Raw genomic sequence first — 17,777 nt, forward strand, 5'->3', positions numbered from 1 at the left:
ATGGGTGGAAAGGTCTGACTAATCAGTCAGAAGATTCGCGACAGCAGCGCCGTCACGGCAGTCTCCACGCGCAGGATGCGCTCGCCCAGTTGCACGGGTGCAAGCCCCGCCTTGCCCAGCAGTTCGACTTCATAGGGGATCCAGCCACCCTCTGGGCCGATGGCCAGGGTCACGGCTTGTTCGACGGCACGCGGGCAGGCAGGGTAGGGGCCTGGGTGGCCCACCAGGCCAAGCGTGCCTTCGGCAATGGCCGGCAGGCGGTCTTCGACAAACGGCTTGAAGCGCTTCTCGATGATGACCTCGGGCAGCACCGTATCGCGGGCCTGCTCCAGGCCCAGGATGAGGTTTTCGCGAATGCTTTCGGGGTTGAGAAACGGCGTTTGCCAGAAACTCTTCTCGACCTTGTAGCTGTTCACCAGGATCAGGCGCGGAACACCCAAGGTGGCGACGGTCTGGAACAGCCGGCGCAGCATTTTCGGCCGAGGCACGGCCAACACCAGGGTCAGCGGCAGTTTGGCGGGCGGTGGTTGGTCAAAGCCGACGTGCAGTTCTGCCTCATGGCCTTCCAGGCGCACCACGGTGGCGCTGCCCATCAAGCCGTTGATCTGCCCGACGCGCAGGCTATCGCCCACCGCGACCTTGTGAATCTGCTGCATGTGGGTGAACCGCCGGTCGGCCAGGACTACGCGGTCAGCCGCGATGTAGTCGGCTTCTTCGAGTAACAGCAGGTTCACGGTTGCGTCGCTGGCGGTTGGTCGTTGTGATCGTTCGCCGCTTCATCATGCTCGCTGCGCTTGCGGATCAGGCTGCCGCACAGCACGCCGACCTCGAACAACAGCCACATGGGCACCGCCAGCAGGGTCTGGGAGAAGATGTCCGGTGGGGTCAAGACCATGCCGACCACGAAGCAGCCGATGATCACATAGGGGCGAACCTTCTTCAGGTACTTCACATCGACCACGCCGATCCACACCAGCAGTACCACCGCGACTGGGATCTCGAAGGCAACGCCAAAGGCGAAGAACAGGGTCATGACGAAGTCGAGGTAGCTGGCGATGTCGGTCATCATCGACACGCCTTCCGGCGTGGCACTGGCGAAGAAGCCGAAAATCAGCGGGAACACCAGGAAATAGGCGAAGGCCATGCCGGCGTAAAACAGGAAGATGCTCGACACCAGCAGCGGAATGGCGATGCGTTTTTCGTGGCGATACAGCCCAGGTGCGATGAAGCCCCAGATCTGCTGAAGAATGAACGGGATCGCCAGGAACAGCGAAACGATCATGGTCAGCTTGAACGGCGTGAGGAACGGCGAGGCCACGTCGGTGGCGATCATCGTTGCATTGGCCGGCAGGTGATCGCGCAGCGGCGCGGAAACCAAGGTGTAGATCTGCTGGGCGAAGGAGAACAACCCGGCAAAGATCAGGAAAATGACGGCGACACAGCGCAACAGGCGGGTGCGCAGTTCGGTCAGGTGCGAGACCAGCGGCATCGGCTGGTCGTGTTCCGGATTTTCGCTCATGGGGCTCGCGGCGGTTGTGGCGGTTCAGAAGGTGCGGCCGGGGCTGCCGGCGTGGCGTCTGGCGTGGCTTCGAGCCCTGCGGGAGGCTGTACCGTGGCCGTGGTGACAGCTGGCTGCACCGGCGGCGTCTGGGGGTTGAGGATGCGCCGGGCTTCCTCTTCCATCTGCAGGATGTGCTCGTTATGCAGTTGGCGACGGATATCGTCGGCGCCGATTTCGCGCTCGACTTCCATCTTGATGCTGTTGAAGCTGCGCTTGAGGCGGCCGATCCACAGCCCTGCGGTGCGCGCGGCGCCGGGCAGGCGCTCGGGGCCGAGCACCAGCAAGGCGACCAGGCCTACGAGCAGCAGCTCACTGAAACTGATGCCGAACATGGGTCAGTCTTTCCGCTGCGGCTCTTGGACCGGTTGAGCCTGGCCCTCGATGGTGTGGCCCTGGGGTTGCTGTGCGGTGTTCTGCACCGGTGGCACGGGCTGCGCAGGCGGCGGGGTCTGTTCGGCCGGCTTGTTCTCTTCGTCGTTCATGGCCTTGCGGAAGCCTTTGATCGACTCGCCAAGGTCGCTGCCCAGGTTTTTCAGTTTTTTGGTGCCGAACACCAAGACCACCACGACCAGCAGGACGATCCAGTGTTTCCAGTCAAAGATACCCATGTTGCTCTCCTAGAATTCTATTCGGTCAGGCCGAAGGTTGACGCGCAGCTTTCTCATCATGCCCGGACAGCCCAAAGCGGCGCTCCAGTTCATCGAGCACGGCCTGTGGGTGTTGCCCCAACGCGCTGAGCATCACCATGCTATGGAACCACAAGTCGGCGGTTTCATAGATGACATCGCTGTAATCCTTGCTGACAGCGGCGTCCTTGGCGGCAATGATCGTCTCGACGGACTCTTCGCCCAGCTTTTCGAGGATCTTGTTCAGGCCCTTGTGATGCAGGCTTGCCACATAGGAGCTGTCGGGGGCCGCGTGCTTGCGTTGTTCAAGCACTTCGGCCAGGCGGTTGAGGGTGTCGCTCATGTCAGTGTCCTGCGCTATAAATGGCGTCCGGGTCCTTCAGGACCGGGTCGACGGTGTTCCACTGGCCGTCTTCGAAGACGCGGTAGAAGCAGCTTTCGCGGCCAGTATGGCAGGCGATATGGCCCAGTTGTTCGACCATCAGGATGATCACGTCGGCATCACAGTCCAGGCGCATTTCGTGCAGTTTTTGCACATGGCCAGATTCTTCGCCCTTGCGCCACAGCTTGCCACGCGAGCGCGACCAGTAGATGGCGCGTTGTTCGGTAGCGGTCAGCGCCAGCGACTCGCGGTTCATCCAGGCCATCATCAGCACACGTCCGGTCTTGTGGTCTTGGGCAATGGCCGGTACCAGGCCATCGCTGTTCCACTTGATCTCGTCCAGCCAGTCTTTCATCGTCGACTCCAAAACGGGCCCGCAACTGTGCCGGGCCCTTTGCGCTAGTGTGCCAGCCAGAGGCGCGGCTGGCTATTGGCGCACGATCAGGTAAAGGCCAGCGGCCAGCATCAGCCAGGCTGGCCAGGCGGCCGGGGCGGCCAGGCTGGCAGCCTCGGCGGCACCTGCGGCCAGTACCGCACCACCACCGAGCAAGCCTGCGCCAAGCAAACGCAGCGCCCAGCGGTCGCCCAGGCGACGCCGCTCTGGCAACTGGGGGTCGTGCAGGTGCGGTTGCGACAGGCGTTCGAGCAGGTCGCGGGTCATGCCGGCCAGGTGCGGCAGTTGCTCGGCTTGGCTGTACAGGTTGCCGAACATGGCCTTGGGGCTGTAGCGCTCGCGCATCCAGCGTTCCAGGAACGGCTTGGCGGTGCTCCACAGGTCCAGGTCGGGGTACAGCTGACGGCCAAGGCCCTCGATGTTGAGCAGGGTCTTTTGCAGCAACACCAACTGTGGCTGGACTTCCATGTTGAAGCGCCGGGCGGTCTGGAACAGGCGCATCAGCACCTGGCCGAAGGAAATATCTTTCAACGGTTTTTCGAAGATCGGCTCGCACACGGTACGAATCGCCGCTTCGAACTCATTGACCTTGGTGTGCGCCGGCACCCAGCCCGAGTCGATGTGCAGTTGCGCGACGCGGCGGTAATCGCGTTTGAAGAAGGCGATCAGGTTGCGCGCCAGGTAGTCCTGGTCTTCCGACGTGAGGCTGCCGACGATGCCGCAGTCGATGGCGATGTACTGCGGGCTCCACGGTTTTACCGTGCTGACGAAGATGTTGCCGGGGTGCATGTCGGCGTGGAAGAAGCTGTCACGGAACACCTGGGTGAAGAACACCTCCACACCGCGTTCGGCCAGCAGTTTCATGTCGGTGCGCTGGTCGGCCAGGGTCGCCATGTCGGTGACCGGCACGCCGTAGATACGCTCCATCACCAGCACCTTGGGCCGGCACAGGTCCCAGTAGACCTGGGGTACGTACATCAGCTCGGACCCCTCGAAGTTGCGCCGCAGCTGGCTGGCGTTGGCCGCCTCGCGGAGCAGGTCGAGTTCGTCGTAGATGGTCTTTTCGTAGTCGTTGACCACTTCCACCGGGTGCAGGCGGCGGGCGTCGGCGGACACCCGCTCGGCGCCCTTGGCGATCAGGAACAGCCAGGCCAGGTCTTGGGCAATCACCGGTTTGAGGCCCGGGCGTACCACCTTGACCACAACTTCCTCGCCGCTTTTAAGGCGGGCGGCGTGCACCTGGGCCACCGAGGCTGACGCCAGCGGCTCGACGTCGAAGCGGCTGAACACCTCGCCGACCTTGGCGCCGAGCTGCTCTTCGATCAAGGCCACGGCCTTTTTCGGGTCGAACGGCGGCACGCGATCCTGCAGCATCATCAGTTCGTCGGCGATGTCGGTGGGCAACAGGTCGCGGCGGGTGGACAGCAGTTGGCCGAACTTGATGAAGATCGGCCCCAGGTCTTGCAGCGCCAGGCGCAGGCGCGCCCCACGGCTGAGCGTTGAGGGCTTGCGCGGCAGCCAGCGCCAAGGCATCAGCAGGCGCAGGCTCATCAGCCACCAGGGCAGGGGCAGGTCGAACAACAGGTCATCGAGACGGTAGCGGATCACCACACGCTGGATGCGAAAGAGACGGCGGACGGCGAGCAGCTTCATGCGTTATCGCTGGTATCAAGGGATCGGGAGAGGCGCAGCAGGCGCGCCTCGAGGCGTTCTGTGTCGATTTTCAGGGCATCGAGCTCGCTGAAAGCGGCTTCGGCTTCGCGCTTGCCGACCAGGGTGCGGGACTCTTCGGCCAGGTACTCGGAGAGGTTCTGGCTGAAGCGCGTCAGGCCCTGGCGGGTCCAGCGCGCGCGCAGGCGGATGTGGCCGGCGAGCAGCGCAGTGGCCACCGGGCCGAGCCAGCGCTGCAGTTCGTGCTCCCAGTCCAGTTCGAGGTCTTGCAACACGCCGAACAGGTCGAGCAACACAGCGCTATCGCCATGCAGTTCGACCTGCGGGCTGTGCAGCACGGCGGTTTTGTCCTTGGCCAGCGCCAGTTGCGCCAGGCTGCCGGCAGGGGCGCACAGGCTGCAGTCGACTTCGCCCTCCCAGTGCGCGGCCAGCATCAGGCCGTCTTCATCGGGCAGGATGAACACCTGCAGGGCCGGCTGACGGCAATCGATCTCGATGACCTTGCCTTCCAGCGCGGCCAGCCGCGGCAGCGCCGTGCTGTCCATGCGCAGGACGCGGTTCAGGCCATGTTCGACGCTGGCGAGCAGCCCGGCCAGCAGCATCAGGGCTTGATTCCCCGGTGCACGGCAACGATACCGCTGGTCATGTTGTGGTAGGTGACGCGGTCGAAGCCGGCGTCGACCATCATGGCCTTGAGGGTTTCCTGGTCGGGGTGCATGCGGATCGATTCGGCCAGGTAGCGGTAGCTTTCCGAGTCGTTGGTGATCAGCTTGCCGGCCAGCGGCATGAAGGCGAACGAGTAGGCGTCATAGGCCTTGGACATCAGCTTGTTGGTCGGTTTGGAGAACTCCAGGATCAACAGGCGGCCACCGGGCTTGAGCACGCGCAGCATCGAGCGGATGGCTTCGTCCTTGTGGGTGACGTTGCGCAGGCCGAAGGCGATGGTCACGCAGTCGAAGTGGTTGTCCGGGAACGGCAGCTTCTCGGCGTCGGCCTGGACGAACTCGATGTTGCCGGCCACACCACGGTCGAGCAGGCGGTCACGGCCGACCTTGAGCATCGAATCGTTGATGTCGGCGAGCACCACTTGCCCGGTCGGGCCCACAAGACGCGAGAACTTGGCGGCCAGGTCACCGGTACCACCGGCAATGTCCAGCACGCGGTTGCCAGTGCGCACGCCCGACAGCTCGATAGTGAAGCGCTTCCACAGGCGGTGCATGCCGCCGGAAAGCACGTCGTTCATCAGGTCGTATTTGGCGGCTACGGAGTGGAACACCTCGGCGACTTTCTTCGCCTTCTGGCTCTCCGGTACGTCTGTGTAGCCAAAATGGGTGGTGGGTTCGGCGTGTTCGCCTTTGCGCTGGTCGTTCATATCGCTTCACCGGAAAAAATTACCGCCATTCTAGGGCGAATGGGCGGATTTGTCTTGGCGGGGTGTGCCATGCGGCAGGGGCGGGCATAATGCCAATTATGTCTACATACCCAGGAACACCCGCATGACCCAGATCAGCGTTGAACGCAAACACTCCCTCGGCCGCGAGGGCGCCCGTGCCAAGGCCGAAGCGCTGGTGGACAAGCTGAGCCGTGAATACGACCTCAAGGCCACCTGGAACGGTGACCGGGTCGATGTGGCCCGCAGCGGCGCCAACGGCAGCGTGCACATTGGCGAGGACAGCATCCGCGTCGAACTGAAGCTGGGCATGATGCTGTCGATGATGAGCGGCACCATCAAGGGCGAGATCGAGCGGGCACTGGACAAGGCCCTGGCGTGATGCAGCCTGCGGGGCCGACGAGCCCCGCAGCTATCTGTCGTGCTCAAGGCTCCGGGAACGGAATGATGTCCTTGTCACGCTCATACAACAGGTCGCCACCATAGACCCTGAGCCGTTCATACCTGTTGGCGGCGCGCATGAGTTGCTCGCTGCGGGACTTGGCCTTCGGCAGTTTCAGGTGGCCCTGGGTAAAGGCATGGGCGGGCGCGTTCGCGCTGGGGTAGTGAAAGTGTGCCTCCCAGAGCAGTTCGCTGCCAGCCGCGCGTACCTTGTCTATCCGGTAGATATCCAGAAAGTGCCCGTCTGCGGTGCGGGTGCGCTTGTCCACCCGCCTGACGGTGACTGCGCCAAGCTCCTTCAGGGCGCGCACCACCCAGCTCTCCGGATACTGGGTGTTGAAATAGATCGTTGTCAGCGCCTGGTACTTTGCATCGCGGGTGCGCTTGATGGCTTTAAAGAGTTTGTCCTTCAGCACAGGACTGGCTTCGGCATTCAGTTCATTGTGGACACCTGTGAGTTTGTCCATGTGCTGATCGAGTCGGTCAGCCAGTGTTTGTGGTTGCTCCATGTAGCGCTCGGCGCTGCGGATCTCTGCCTCGGTCTGGGCTACAAGGCGCGTACCTTCACTGCGTAACTTCTTTTGACTCTTGCCTGGTTGTGAAACCTTTGGCGCTTCCAGCCATACATCGCCGTGCTGTTCGAGTTCGCAGGCTGCCGTTTTGCTCACGGGGTCGTACTGGATTGCGCGACCGTCCCTCAGCGTCTCTTCAACCAGGGTTTTCTTGTGCCGGGCGGTACGGATGCTTTTCAGCTTCCTTAACGGCTGCGTACGGATTTTCGCTTGCCCGTGCGCAGGGCCGGGTGTAACAGGCGCCTGTGCCGCCCCCGCCAGCTCGAATCTTTCGGTGTAGGCGGCGTCCAGGGCGCGCTCGGCAAGGTTACGCAACTTGGTGACCTGTTCGACGAAGCCCTGCAAGGGCTGCGTATCAATCGCCGGATCGTTCAGCGCCAGCAGGTCCTCGGCGGTATTGAGGGCGCCGGTGTACGCCTGGCGCACACTGCTGAGTACTTCTATCTGATCGTCAAGCGATTGTTCACTGGCCAGCAAGCCGTCATGGTTCAGCACGGCCTTACGAAGCTCGGGCCCACAAAGGCGTTGAGGCTGGCTGTCGATGTGCTCGATACTTTCAGGCGTCAGGTTTTCCCTTTTAAAAGCCAGCGAGGCCAGGTCCACGCATGTTTGGGCACACAGCATGACCGTGGAATAAGGTCGATGTTGCGTGGCATTCGCCAGTTCTGTCTCTTTGTTTGCAAATGCGATGCTGGCGTCACTTGATGCTTTTGTCAGATTGCGATCGAGGCGTTCGCTGGCTTTGAGCAAACGCTTGCTGATGTCGAGGGCGACGTTGCGAGCTGCTCTGTATTCTGTAATTGAGTGTATTTCTTCAGGTGTTCGGGGCAGGCGGGGAAGTTGCCTGGCCACGCTGTCGAGGTGGATGTAGTCAGTCTCCAGCAACAAGCGATTGAGCAGGCTGACGTCGTTGTCAATTGACAAGTGGTAAAGGTTGCCAAGGTTGTCTGTGTAGCGTTTGTTGCCGAACTGCTGATACACCGGCTCGCACAGTTCGGACGTGTCGTTTATGGTCGCGGTGAGGACGGCGGCGCGTTCTTCCATCAGGGTCGAGGCTGCTCTCACGGCGTCCCCGAGCTCAACCCGCAGCGCTCTCAACGCTTGCAGATCGTCCAGTTGCTGCTGGGACGGCGTTGCCACAGTGTCGCCCTGCTCGGGCGCCTTATAGGTGTCTGCGTAGTTTTTCACCTGTTCATCGAGCGGTTGCAGGGTCAGCAGATTCGCAGGAATCGTTTCGTCGTAGACTTCAAGTGCCTCGACCCGCTCGATGACGGCGTTGCTCATCCTCTGGAAATCCACCTTGGGCGTGTTTTTCACAGGCATGCCGCCGGCCATCCTCAGTTGAAGTGCCCATTCACCATTCCACCGGCTGATCCAGGGGCCCCTTTCGCGCGCTCGGCCTACGATGTGATAACCGTCGGCTTCACCGCCCCATTTGGATTCCCATTCGCTCTGGCTCTGGTCAGGGCCGATGATCTGTACACCGCTCCAGCATTCCTGCACTTCATAAGGCGTGTCGTGCAGCTTGACGTAATGGTGCCCTTCGACTTCGTAGAGGCCGCGCAGGCGGCCTGTAGCGATCGGGGCATGCCCTTGCAGGGAACGCTTGGCTTGCAGCTTGGCCAGCGCGATGCGTCGTTCCTGCGGCAGGTTGGTCAGACGTTGGCTGTCGTTCCAGTGGCTGACCCTCGGGGAAGGAAATGCCTGTTCATCCTTGGCGGGTTCCCAAGGTAGCTCCCGGGGCGCTTCTGCGACTATCGACGGCGTCAGGCCTGCCGAAACCGGTGCGGTGAAACGCGCTGCTGGCGCTGGGGGCGCAGGTGTGCCGGTATGCGGCTCCGGGATTTGGCGATGCGCTAGCAACATCGCCAGGTTGGTCAACAAATCGGTGATTGCGATGGCTCTTTCCTGCTCCGAGCCATGCAGCAGTGCAGGAATATCGTCCTTCAAGGTGGCGACTGTTTGCAGTAGCCACACTGCGCTTGCTGCAGGTCCGCTTAACAGCATGGAGCCGGTGTTGAAAAGTGCCCAGGCAATCTGTTTGACCAAGGCCCATTTCGCTTGTGCATTGGAAACGCTGTTACGTGTTGCCATGAAGAGCATGGCATCTACCCGGCTCTTGAACATGTGCGCGTCAAGATCGCCTGCCCAGGCCTCGAACGTTGCGTCCACGGGAAGTGCAAGCGTGGCCAGGACGGTGTCCACCACTGCGCTTTGTGGGTTGACCAAATGGGCCAACTGGGAAAGGCGAGGGTGCAGATGTGGGCGGAGAAACCCACCGTTTTCGTAGAGCTGTCGGGCGTCTTTATCCAGCCAGTCGAGCATGCTCTGTTGCAGGTCGCCACCTTCGCGGACGCTGTTCATCAACGCATCCAGGCTGGCGAATTGCAGAATCGTGTCTTCTGGGTAAAGGGGACGATACAGGACCCAGCGGTTGGTTGTGGTTGGCAGACTGATCAGGTACATACCCTGCACCGTATCGCTAGACGAGGCGCCAGGCGCGCACAAGAAGGCCAATGGGGCCATGCTTGTCGCCTGCGATTGTTTAGCCGCCTGGCTAAATTCGACCAGTGCCTGACAGGCACTTTCACTGAGCTTCTTGTTGATCGTGGTCTGCAGGGCATTGAGCATCAGGTTGCTCCGCCATTCTTTGGCGAACCGGGCAGTTCGAGTTGCTTTCCCGGGTGGCCCGTCGATCTTGCTGTGTACGTAGGGCGAATAGTGGCCGCCAATGTCGACCTTGAGTACCAGGCTTTCCACCTCTTCGATGGTCAACCAGTCGCTGATGCCAGCATGACTGGCGTCGGTGATGCCCGTTATTGCCTCCAGCTGGCCGGCTTGCAGGCGGGAAATGGCAAGATCGGTCAGGGAGACGCGTCTACTGAACAGCGATTGCCCTCCGCCTGCAGGCCCGGAGGGCATGGCTTTGTCGATACTGATGAACACTTTGTCCGGGTCGAGGGCTGTCTTGTCAGGGTGGTCGCTTAGCAGCTGCTCGCGCAGTCGGCGGTTGGCAAAACGGTGCAGGCCGTCTATGTCGCCAAGGGATGTCAGCCCTTTCGATTGCCCTTGACTGGCTGCAAGTTCAAGCATTGCCGCGTGATAATTGAAGCGATCAGTATCAGAGGCATCGGCAAGCCATTGGGGAAGTTCGATATCGGGTAAATCAGGGTTCAGGTAGCCAAGCTCGGAAAAAAATCCGGAGGGGTCGGTGATGTTGCTGAACACCGTTTCCAGTTGATCGGCTTCGGTCAGGTTGCCCAGGCGTAGGTGGCTGATGCGATCAAGAATGCTGTTGAGCACCTGGGTTGCCTGCCAGGCGAAGACGTCTTCGCTCAATGCACGCTGCGTCCATGACATGCTTTCAAAGCGATAGCTCTCGGCCAGCTCATTCTGCAGCGCCGCAGCCAGCGTCGCAAAGTCGGCATGGCTGCTGATGTGCCCCGATGGCCTGCAACGCAGCACTGATGTACGGCTGCCGTGTGTTCCCGTGAGGACCAGGTCCGGTATGGCGTGCAGGTAGGATGTTCCGTTGTCGCTGAGGGAAACTTGCAGGGCGCTGACCGTCAGCCCTTCGCCACTGCCCACGAGCATCGTGTAGAGCGCGTGCTTTTCACCTTCGTTCAGGCCTGGCTGCTGGATGTTGGCAAGCAGCGAGGCCTTGATCATCTGCTGCAGCCAGCGTAAGCGCGTCACATCCGATTCGCCGAAGCCGTTCCAGTAGCTGATTTGCGCCTGTTGCAGGTTTTCCCTAATTCCCGCGAGCAAGGTGTCGAAGGCGCTATTGAGCTTGCTCATGTCAAGGTCGATCTGCGGTTGCGCAGTGGCATCGAGCCCTTGCTCTTGAGCGCGAAAGACTGCGGGCGGCGCGATGCTCAAAGGGCCCAGTTTTTCCAGCGACACGCGCTCGCCTGTCAGAAGGTGTTGTAGCAGCCTGTCGACCAACCCAGTGTTGGCAGCCTCTGCGCCGAGCAAGGTAAAGGCTTCGAGGGATTCGAGGCTCGGGTTATGGGTTGCGATCCAGGGGTAGCGATCTAGCAGAACTGCGAAACCGTCGGTGGCGATAACCTGGCGTAAGGTTGGGCGACTGGCGAAATGATTCGCGATGAGTTGTCGAAACGTGTTGCGCTGGGGCATGGTCGGGAGGCTCCGCTTGGCGGTCGTTGGGAAACGTGACGCTAGCGCTGCCTGGCCTGCGGTCGGTGTTGCATAGATCTGTTTAGGGTGCGAATTCTAATTTCCCTCCCTACCTTATGCTCAAGCCCAACCTCCATGGGCGGTTCCTCTCCACTCATGAGCATGAGGTACTAGAGCATGGCCAAAGTGAATGTGAAGAAAAAGGACGACGCCCCAGGCACCCTGGGCGAGGTGCGCGGCTACGCGCGCAAGATCTGGCTGGCAGGTATCGGCGCCTATGCCCGCGTCGGCCAGGAAGGTTCCGAGTACTTCAACGAGTTGGTAAAAGCCGGCGAAGGCGTTGAAAAACGAGGCAAGAAGCGCATCGACAAAGAGCTCGATGCGGCCAACAACCAGCTGGATGAAGCGACCCAGGAAGTCAGCCGCGTACGCGGCAAGGTCGAAGTTCAACTCGACAAGATCGAAAAAGCTTTCGACGCACGGGTTGGTCGCGCCTTGAATCGCCTTGGCATTCCGTCTAAACATGACGTTGAGGCGTTGTCCATCAAGCTTGAGCAACTGCACGAACTGCTTGAGCGCGTCGCGCACAAACCATAAGGAGAGCAGGATGGCTGGCAAGAAGAATTCCGACAAAGAAAGCAGCTCCTGGGTCGGCGGGATCGAGAAGTATTCCCGCAAGATCTGGCTGGCGGGGCTGGGGATCTATTCGAAGATCGACCAGGACGGCCCGAAGCTGTTCGACACGCTGGTGAAGGACGGCGAGAAAGCCGAGAAGCAGGCGAAGAAGACCGCCGAAGACGTGGCCGACAGCGCCAAAGCTTCGACCACCTCGCGCGTTTCGGGTGTGAAGGACCGTGCGCTGGGTAAATGGAGCGAGCTCGAAGAAGCCTTCGACAAGCGCCTGAACAGCGCCATCTCGCGCCTGGGCGTGCCGAGCCGCAACGAGATCAAGGCCCTGCACCAGCAGGTGGACAGCCTGACCAAGCAGATCGAGAAACTGACCGGTGCTTCGGTCACGCCGATCTCCAAGGCGGCCGCGAGCAAGTCCGCTGCTAAGGCGCCTGCCAAGCCGGCTGTGAAAACTGCGGCGGCCAAGCCAGCGGCCAAGGCTGCTGCGGCTAAGCCTGCAGCCAAAACCGCTGCTGCCAAGCCAGCGGCTAAACCGGCTACCAAGCCTGTTGCGGCCAAGCCTGCGGCGGCTAAGAAGCCTGCAGTGAAGAAGGCTCCGGCCAAACCGGCCGCCGCCAAACCGGCAGCGCCTGCCGCCAGCGCGGCGCCTGCTCCGGCGGCTACTGCGGCGCCAGCGCCAAGCGCGGCACCGGTCAGCAGCACCCCGTCGGCTCCGACCGGCACCGGGACCCTGATCTAGTCCCGCGTCGGCTTCTTCGCGGGGCAAGCCCGCTCCCACAGATTCAGCTCAGCTTGCAAACCCTGTGCTGGGTCTCTGTGGGAGCGGGCTTGCCCCGCGAAGAGCACACCGCCGATGCGGCACTACCCCTCCAGATACCGCACCGCCAACTGCTCCCACAGATTCAGCTCAGCTTGCAAACCCTGTGCTGGGGCTCTGTGGGAGCGGGCTTGCCCCGCGAAGAGGGCACCGCCGATGCGGCACTACCCCTCCAGATACCGCACCGCCAACTGCTCCGCCGCCGCCCGTGCCTGCGTCTGCAGATGCGGCGCCACCAGCATCATCACCTGGTACACCACAATCCCCACATCCCCCTCACGCCCCAGCACCCGCTGGTAATCCAGCGAGAACATCAGCGTCAGGGTGATCTGCTCCACCAGTTGTCCCAGCGCCTGGGTCTCACTCGTCACCTGCCCCTGGCCCTTGAGGCTGGCCAGCAGCGCGGCAAGGGTTCGCTTGAGCGCGTTGATCAGGCTGCGCATGCCGCGGGCCAGCTTGGGCAAGCGCCCGGTCAGGTTGGACAGGTCCTGGAACAGGAAGCGGTACTGGGCCATGCGCTCGACGATCAGGTGCAGGAACAGCCAGTAGTCCTCGGCATCCAGGCGCACCTCCAGCGGTGGGTCGAGCAGCGGCATCAGCGCTTCTTCGAAGCGCTCGAACAGGCCCAGCACCACGGGCTCCTTGCCATGGAAGTGGTAATACAGGTTGCCAGGGCTGATGCCTAGCTCATTGGCGATCTCCAAAGTCGAGACGTTCGGTTCGCCTTGCTGGTTGAACAGATGCAGGGCGCATTCGAGGATACGGTCGCGGGTTTTCATCCAGGCGGTGTGCTCATCGGGTCAGGACATAGGTGCCTGGCGCAGGGCCCAGCGGTGGATAGGTTGCATTGCCAAGCGCCGTACGCGGTGCTTTGAGCGGGCCTGAGCGTGGTGTGACCCACTCCAGCCACAGCGGCCACCAGCTGCCCTCGCTGCGCTGGGCATCATGGAACCAGGCACGTGGGTCGCTCGAAAGCTTCGGGTTGGCCAGGTAGTAGGCCTTGGGGTTGCCGGGTGGGTTGATGATGCTCTGGATGTGCCCGCTGTTGGCCAGCACGAAGCGCCGGTCGCCGCCGAGCAACAGGGCCGAGCGGTACACGGCGTCCCAGGGGGTGATGTGGTCGTTGCTGCCGGCCACGGTAAAACTGTCGAGGTCGACCTGCTTGAGGTCAATGGGCGTGCCGCAGACCTCAAGGCCGGCCGGGTGGGTCAGCGGGTTGAGCTTGAAGAAGTCCAGCAGGTCGCCATGCAGCGCCGCAGGCAGGCGCGTGCTGTCGGCATTCCAGTACAGAATGTCGAAGGCGGGCGGGGTCTTGCCGAGCAGGTAGTTGTTGACCCAGTAGTTCCAGATCAGGTCGTTGGGCCGCATCCAGGCGAAGATGCGCGCCACTTCGGCGCCGTCCAGCACGCCGCGCTGGTACGAACGGCGCTTGGCCGCCTCGATGGTCTGCTCGTCGGCGAACAGGCTGGCGGGGCTTTCGAACTTGCTGTCGAGCAGGCTGACCAGGTACGTGGCGCTGCGTACCCGGCGCAACTGATGCTTGGCTTGCAGGTGCCCTTGCAGTGCTGCCAGGGTCAGGCCGCCAGCGCAGGCGCCCATCAGGTTGGGGTCGCGGTTGCCGCTGATGCTGCGGCAGGCATTGAGCGCTTCTTCCAGGGCCTGAACATAGCTGGACAGGCCCCATTCGCGGTGGCGTGGGTCAGGGTTGCGCCAGCTGACCATGAACACCTGCAGGCCGTTCTTGAGCATGTACTGGACAAAGCTGTTGGTCGCGCTCAGGTCGAAGATGTAGAACTTGTTGATCTGCGGCGGCACGACCAGCAGCGGCCGGGCGTGCTGCTTTTCGCTCATCGGCTGGTACTGGATCAGCTCCAGCAACTCGTTGCGAAACACCACGGCGCCTGGAGTTGCCGCCACGTTGCCGCCCACCTCGAAGGCGCGCTCGTCCACCTGGCGAGGCAAGCCATCGTTGTGGCGCAAATCGTCGAGCAGGTGCGCCACACCACGCACCAGGCTCTGGCCACCGGTGTTGAGCAGCTCCTTCACTGCCAGTGGGTTGAGCAGCGAGTTGCTGGGTGCGAGGGCGTCGTTGATCAGGCTGAACAGGAAATGCGCACGGGCCCGGTCATCGTCGTTCAGGTGGCTTTCCTCGATCCACAGGCGGGTCTGCTTCTGCCAGGCCAGGTAGGCTTGCAGGCCACGCCGGTAAAACGGGTTCTGGCTCCACGTCGGGTCGCTGAAGCGCGTGTCTCGCGGGCTTGGCTGATAGGGTGTGTCGCCGAGCATCACCCGGCCCAGCTGGCCGCTCAGGGCCAGCAGGTGGCGGGCGGTGTGCAGCGGATTGCGCAAGCCATGGCGGCCGACACTGCGCAGCGTGGAAATCAAATCGCGACCGCGCAGGCCGAGGACGGCGTTCTGCACGTTCATGCTGGTGGCGGGAAGCGTTGGCGTTCCTTTGGCCGGTTTGTCTTTCATGGCAACACTCCCTCGTCTTACCCTTCCGCCCGGTGGCCTCATCGCGGCCAAGCCTGCGCCTACACGCCCGAAGCCGGGCGAGGGTGCATGACTGCGCGCTGACGCTCTTGCTGAAGGAACTTCATGATGATCGGGGCGACGGCCTCGGCCCGGGTGATCAGAAACAGATGGCCGTCGTCGATAATGTGTAGCTGGGCATTGGGAATCCGCCAGGCCAGCAGGCGCATGTTGATCAGCGGGATCAGCGGGTCGTCATCGCCGGCCAGCACCAGGGTGGGCTGCTGGATCTTGTGCAGCCAGTGAATGCTGGTCCAGCCAAACCCTGCGAACAGTTGCCAGTAGTAGCCCAGCTTGCCGCCGGAACGCACCTTGGATGCGTGTTGCATGGCAAGGTCCGGGTCGCGGCGAAAGCCACCGCCGTAGATCAACGGGGCGATGCGGATCACATGAGAAGGCTGAATGTAGCGCCGTGGGCTGGCCATCATCCACAGCACCTTGGGCTTGCCCGGCACCATCACTGCACCCGCAGCGGTAGCGGCCAGTACCAGCTTCTTGCAGCGCTCGGGGTAGTCGTGGGCGAACTGCTGGGCCAGGGCGCCGCCCCAGGACACGCCAATCACATTGACCTGGCCGTAATCGAGGTAGTCGAGCATGCGTGCCGTCAGCTTGGCCAGCCCAGGGAAGCGATAGGGCTGGCGCGGCGTGGACGAGCCGCCAACGCCCGGCACGTCGAAGGCGATGACTTCAAGGTCCGGGTCCAGTGCTTCGATGAACGGGAACACCAGCTCCAGGTTGGCGCCGATGCCGTTGAAGATCAGCAGCGGCGTCAAGTGCGGCTTGCCTGGGCGCACGGCAGTGCGGATGGACTGATTGTCCAGTTCGACGGTCCTGAAGATATAGGGTTGCGGCATGCGCGTGGCTCTGTGGTGTAGTGAACACCGTGGCCCACCCGCAGGTAGCCACGGCGCTGCAACTCAACGTTCGTGAACGTAGGTGCCCGGAGATGCCTCGCCAGCGGCATAGGCGCGGTTGCCCAGGCGGGTCGGCGCTTTTTTCAGGTCGCCGGCACGTTCGCCCAGCCACGTCTGCCAATGCAGCCACCAGGAATCGGCATGCTTGGTCGCGTTCTCCTGCCAGGCCACGGGGTCGCCTGGGCGATCGGCGCCGGTCATGAAGCGCGCCTTGGGGTTGCCCGGCGGGTTGAGGATGCTCTGGATGTGGCCGCTGTTGGACAGCACGAACTCGATCTTGCCGCCAAACAGGTGCGCCGAGCGGTAGCAGGACGGCCACGGGGTGATGTGGTCGTTGGTGCCTGCCAGGCTGTAGATGTCGCAGGTGACCTGCTTCAGGTCGATCGGCGTGCCGCACACTTCCAGTGCGTCGGGACGGATCAGCGGGTTGCTTTTGAACATCTCGATCAGGTCGCCATGGAAGGCGGCCGGCAGGCGCGTGGTGTCGTTGTTCCAGAACAGGATGTCGAACACCGGTGGCTCGTTGCCCAGCAGGTAGTTGTTGACCCAGTAGTTCCAGATCAGGTCGTTGGGGCGCATCCAGGCGAACACCTTGGCCATCTCGCTGCCTTCGAGCACGCCGGCCTGGTAGGAGTGGCGCTTGGCGGCTTCGAGGGTCTGTTCGTCGACGAACAGCGCGACCTGGGTGTCCATGGTGGTGTCCAGCACGCTGACCAGCAGGGTCAGGGCATTGACCTTCTTCTCGCCAAGGGCGGCGTAATGGCCCACCAGCGCGGTGCAGGTGATGCCGCCGGAGCAGGCGCCGAGCATGTTCAGGTCTTTGCTGCCGGTAATTGCCAGCACCGCATCGACCGCTTCCTTGAGTGCATCGATGTAGGTCGACAGGCCCCATTCACGCTGGGCCTTGGTCGGGTTGCGCCAGCTGATGATGAAGGTCTGCTGCTGGGCGCGCAGGCAGAAGCGCGCCAGGCTTTTTTCCGGGCTGAGATCGAACACGTAGAACTTGTTGATCTGCGGCGGCACCACCAGTAGCGGCCGCGCATGTACTTGTTCGGTGATGGGGCTGTACTGGATCAGCTCCAGCACGTCGTTGCGGAACACCACGGCGCCGTCGCTGGTGCCCAGGTTCTTGCCCACTTCGAAGGCGTCCATGTTCACCTGGCTGGGCATGCCGCCGTTGTTGACCACGTCTTTGGCCAGGTTGGACAGGCCATCGAGCAGGCTTTTGCCACCGGTTTCGAAGAAGCGTTTGACCGCTGCCGGGTTGGACAAGGTGTTGGTCGGCGCCATGGCCTCGGTCATCAGGTTGATGACGAACTGCCCGCGGCTGATGTCCTGGGGCGACAGGTCGCTGCTGCCGATCCACTCCTGCAGCTCATTGCGCCAGGCCAGGTAGGTTTGCAGGTAGCGGCGGTAAAGGGGGTTGTTGCTCCAGGCGGGGTCGTTGAAGCGGCGGTCGTCGCTCTCGGGGGCCAGGCTGGATTTGCCCAGCAGCACGTTCTTCAGCTCCAGGCCAAAGTGCGCCACGTGCTTGGCGCTGTGCAAGGGTTGGCGCACTGCCTGGCGCAGCACGGTACGTGCCGAGCTCAGCAGGTCCTTGCGGCGGATGCCGATGACCGGGTTCAACCCCAAGGTGTTCTCCGAGGCTTGCCGCTGCAACTCATCGTTGTTCTTGTTACTCATCTACGACGCTCCGTTGTCCAGAGACGA

The 17,777-nt window shown here is 62.3% G+C and carries 17 protein-coding genes; 3 read left to right on the top strand and 14 right to left on the bottom strand.

Annotation, left to right across the window (positions count from 1 at the left end):
- Positions 1-26: 26 nt before the first annotated feature.
- From OGV19_RS25820 to ubiE, 9 genes are all read right to left on the bottom strand, one after another.
- On the bottom strand, positions 27-734 hold the full coding sequence (locus OGV19_RS25820) for a 16S rRNA (uracil(1498)-N(3))-methyltransferase (RefSeq protein WP_264311248.1): 708 nt from the start codon (positions 732-734) through the stop codon (positions 27-29).
- Positions 731-1,519, bottom strand: coding sequence for a twin-arginine translocase subunit TatC (gene tatC / locus OGV19_RS25825; protein ID WP_033701938.1), 789 nt, complete (start codon positions 1,517-1,519; stop codon positions 731-733). The genes OGV19_RS25820 and tatC overlap by 4 nt, the downstream gene beginning before the upstream one ends.
- Positions 1,516-1,893: a Sec-independent protein translocase protein TatB gene (gene tatB / locus OGV19_RS25830; RefSeq protein ID WP_264311249.1), complete on the bottom strand. Its 378-nt coding sequence runs from the start codon at positions 1,891-1,893 to the stop codon at positions 1,516-1,518. The genes tatC and tatB overlap by 4 nt, the downstream gene beginning before the upstream one ends.
- Before the next feature lie 3 nt (positions 1,894-1,896).
- Positions 1,897-2,169, bottom strand: a complete 273-nt coding sequence (locus tag OGV19_RS25835) for a twin-arginine translocase TatA/TatE family subunit (RefSeq protein ID WP_099430648.1) — start codon at positions 2,167-2,169, stop codon at positions 1,897-1,899.
- Positions 2,170-2,194: 25 nt separating this feature from the next.
- Positions 2,195-2,530 (bottom strand): phosphoribosyl-ATP diphosphatase, encoded by a 336-nt coding sequence (locus tag OGV19_RS25840; protein WP_264311250.1) that lies wholly within the window; start codon positions 2,528-2,530, stop codon positions 2,195-2,197.
- Position 2,531: 1 nt separating this feature from the next.
- Positions 2,532-2,924, bottom strand: a complete 393-nt coding sequence (gene hisI / locus OGV19_RS25845) for a phosphoribosyl-AMP cyclohydrolase (RefSeq protein WP_264311251.1) — start codon at positions 2,922-2,924, stop codon at positions 2,532-2,534.
- A 72-nt stretch (positions 2,925-2,996) separates the two neighbouring features.
- Positions 2,997-4,616, bottom strand: coding sequence for a ubiquinone biosynthesis regulatory protein kinase UbiB (gene ubiB / locus OGV19_RS25850; RefSeq protein WP_264311252.1), 1,620 nt, complete (start codon positions 4,614-4,616; stop codon positions 2,997-2,999).
- Positions 4,613-5,236 (bottom strand): ubiquinone biosynthesis accessory factor UbiJ, encoded by a 624-nt coding sequence (locus tag OGV19_RS25855; protein WP_264311253.1) that lies wholly within the window; start codon positions 5,234-5,236, stop codon positions 4,613-4,615. Before OGV19_RS25855 ends, ubiB begins: the two co-directional genes overlap by 4 nt.
- Positions 5,236-6,006 carry a bifunctional demethylmenaquinone methyltransferase/2-methoxy-6-polyprenyl-1,4-benzoquinol methylase UbiE gene (ubiE, locus tag OGV19_RS25860; RefSeq protein WP_264311254.1) on the bottom strand — a complete coding sequence of 257 codons (771 nt, stop codon included), beginning with the start codon at positions 6,004-6,006 and terminating at the stop codon, positions 5,236-5,238. Before ubiE ends, OGV19_RS25855 begins: the two co-directional genes overlap by 1 nt.
- A 124-nt stretch (positions 6,007-6,130) precedes the next feature.
- Here ubiE and OGV19_RS25865 point away from each other — a divergent pair, with 124 nt between their 5' ends.
- The gene (locus tag OGV19_RS25865) at positions 6,131-6,406 is read left to right on the top strand and encodes a polyhydroxyalkanoic acid system family protein (protein ID WP_264311255.1); all 276 of its coding nucleotides are present in this window, start codon (positions 6,131-6,133) and stop codon (positions 6,404-6,406) included.
- 43 nt (positions 6,407-6,449) lie between these two features.
- Here OGV19_RS25865 and OGV19_RS25870 read toward each other — a convergent pair whose 3' ends face one another.
- A complete protein-coding gene (locus tag OGV19_RS25870) occupies positions 6,450-11,174 on the bottom strand; it encodes a dermonecrotic toxin domain-containing protein (protein ID WP_264311256.1) in 4,725 nt (1,574 codons plus the stop codon).
- 177 nt (positions 11,175-11,351) lie between these two features.
- Here OGV19_RS25870 and OGV19_RS25875 point away from each other — a divergent pair, with 177 nt between their 5' ends.
- Both OGV19_RS25875 and OGV19_RS25880 read left to right on the top strand, forming a co-directional pair.
- Complete coding sequence (locus tag OGV19_RS25875) at positions 11,352-11,771, top strand: phasin family protein (protein WP_027592419.1); 420 nt, start codon at positions 11,352-11,354, stop codon at positions 11,769-11,771.
- A gap of 10 nt (positions 11,772-11,781) precedes the next feature.
- Positions 11,782-12,543, top strand: coding sequence for a phasin family protein (locus OGV19_RS25880; protein WP_264311257.1), 762 nt, complete (start codon positions 11,782-11,784; stop codon positions 12,541-12,543).
- Between the two features lie 242 nt (positions 12,544-12,785).
- On the opposite strand, the gene OGV19_RS25885 is transcribed toward OGV19_RS25880, so the two are convergent.
- The 4 genes from OGV19_RS25885 to phaC (OGV19_RS25900) form a co-directional block, all read right to left on the bottom strand.
- Positions 12,786-13,400, bottom strand: coding sequence for a TetR/AcrR family transcriptional regulator (locus OGV19_RS25885; RefSeq protein ID WP_264311258.1), 615 nt, complete (start codon positions 13,398-13,400; stop codon positions 12,786-12,788).
- A 13-nt stretch (positions 13,401-13,413) separates the two neighbouring features.
- Positions 13,414-15,096 carry a class II poly(R)-hydroxyalkanoic acid synthase gene (gene phaC, locus OGV19_RS25890; protein ID WP_264311259.1) on the bottom strand — a complete coding sequence of 561 codons (1,683 nt, stop codon included), beginning with the start codon at positions 15,094-15,096 and terminating at the stop codon, positions 13,414-13,416.
- A 59-nt stretch (positions 15,097-15,155) separates the two neighbouring features.
- Positions 15,156-16,007 (bottom strand): poly(3-hydroxyalkanoate) depolymerase, encoded by an 852-nt coding sequence (gene phaZ, locus OGV19_RS25895; protein ID WP_264311260.1) that lies wholly within the window; start codon positions 16,005-16,007, stop codon positions 15,156-15,158.
- 63 nt (positions 16,008-16,070) lie between these two features.
- A complete protein-coding gene (gene phaC / locus OGV19_RS25900) occupies positions 16,071-17,750 on the bottom strand; it encodes a class II poly(R)-hydroxyalkanoic acid synthase (RefSeq protein ID WP_264311261.1) in 1,680 nt (559 codons plus the stop codon).
- Positions 17,751-17,777: the final 27 nt, after the last annotated feature.

Origin of the sequence: Pseudomonas putida (assembly GCF_025905425.1) — a bacterium.
GTDB classification, from domain to species: domain Bacteria; phylum Pseudomonadota; class Gammaproteobacteria; order Pseudomonadales; family Pseudomonadaceae; genus Aquipseudomonas; species Aquipseudomonas putida_AF.

What these genes read in the sequence shown, in the direction of transcription:
- OGV19_RS25855 (WP_264311253.1), bottom strand. Translation starts at nt 5,236, where the DNA reads ATGCTGCTGGCCGGGCTGCTCGCCAGCGTCGAACATGGCCTGAACCGC.
- OGV19_RS25835 (WP_099430648.1), bottom strand. Translation starts at nt 2,169, where the DNA reads ATGGGTATCTTTGACTGGAAACACTGGATCGTCCTGCTGGTCGTGGTG.
- hisI (WP_264311251.1), bottom strand. Translation starts at nt 2,924, where the DNA reads ATGAAAGACTGGCTGGACGAGATCAAGTGGAACAGCGATGGCCTGGTA.
- phaC (WP_264311261.1), bottom strand. Translation starts at nt 17,750, where the DNA reads ATGAGTAACAAGAACAACGATGAGTTGCAGCGGCAAGCCTCGGAGAAC.
- ubiE (WP_264311254.1), bottom strand. Translation starts at nt 6,006, where the DNA reads ATGAACGACCAGCGCAAAGGCGAACACGCCGAACCCACCACCCATTTT.
- tatC (WP_033701938.1), bottom strand. Translation starts at nt 1,519, where the DNA reads ATGAGCGAAAATCCGGAACACGACCAGCCGATGCCGCTGGTCTCGCAC.
- ubiB (WP_264311252.1), bottom strand. Translation starts at nt 4,616, where the DNA reads ATGAAGCTGCTCGCCGTCCGCCGTCTCTTTCGCATCCAGCGTGTGGTG.
- OGV19_RS25875 (WP_027592419.1), top strand. Translation starts at nt 11,352, where the DNA reads ATGGCCAAAGTGAATGTGAAGAAAAAGGACGACGCCCCAGGCACCCTG.
- OGV19_RS25865 (WP_264311255.1), top strand. Translation starts at nt 6,131, where the DNA reads ATGACCCAGATCAGCGTTGAACGCAAACACTCCCTCGGCCGCGAGGGC.
- phaC (WP_264311259.1), bottom strand. Translation starts at nt 15,096, where the DNA reads ATGAAAGACAAACCGGCCAAAGGAACGCCAACGCTTCCCGCCACCAGC.
- OGV19_RS25880 (WP_264311257.1), top strand. Translation starts at nt 11,782, where the DNA reads ATGGCTGGCAAGAAGAATTCCGACAAAGAAAGCAGCTCCTGGGTCGGC.
- OGV19_RS25885 (WP_264311258.1), bottom strand. Translation starts at nt 13,400, where the DNA reads ATGAAAACCCGCGACCGTATCCTCGAATGCGCCCTGCATCTGTTCAAC.
- phaZ (WP_264311260.1), bottom strand. Translation starts at nt 16,007, where the DNA reads ATGCCGCAACCCTATATCTTCAGGACCGTCGAACTGGACAATCAGTCC.
- OGV19_RS25870 (WP_264311256.1), bottom strand. Translation starts at nt 11,174, where the DNA reads ATGCCCCAGCGCAACACGTTTCGACAACTCATCGCGAATCATTTCGCC.
- tatB (WP_264311249.1), bottom strand. Translation starts at nt 1,893, where the DNA reads ATGTTCGGCATCAGTTTCAGTGAGCTGCTGCTCGTAGGCCTGGTCGCC.
- OGV19_RS25840 (WP_264311250.1), bottom strand. Translation starts at nt 2,530, where the DNA reads ATGAGCGACACCCTCAACCGCCTGGCCGAAGTGCTTGAACAACGCAAG.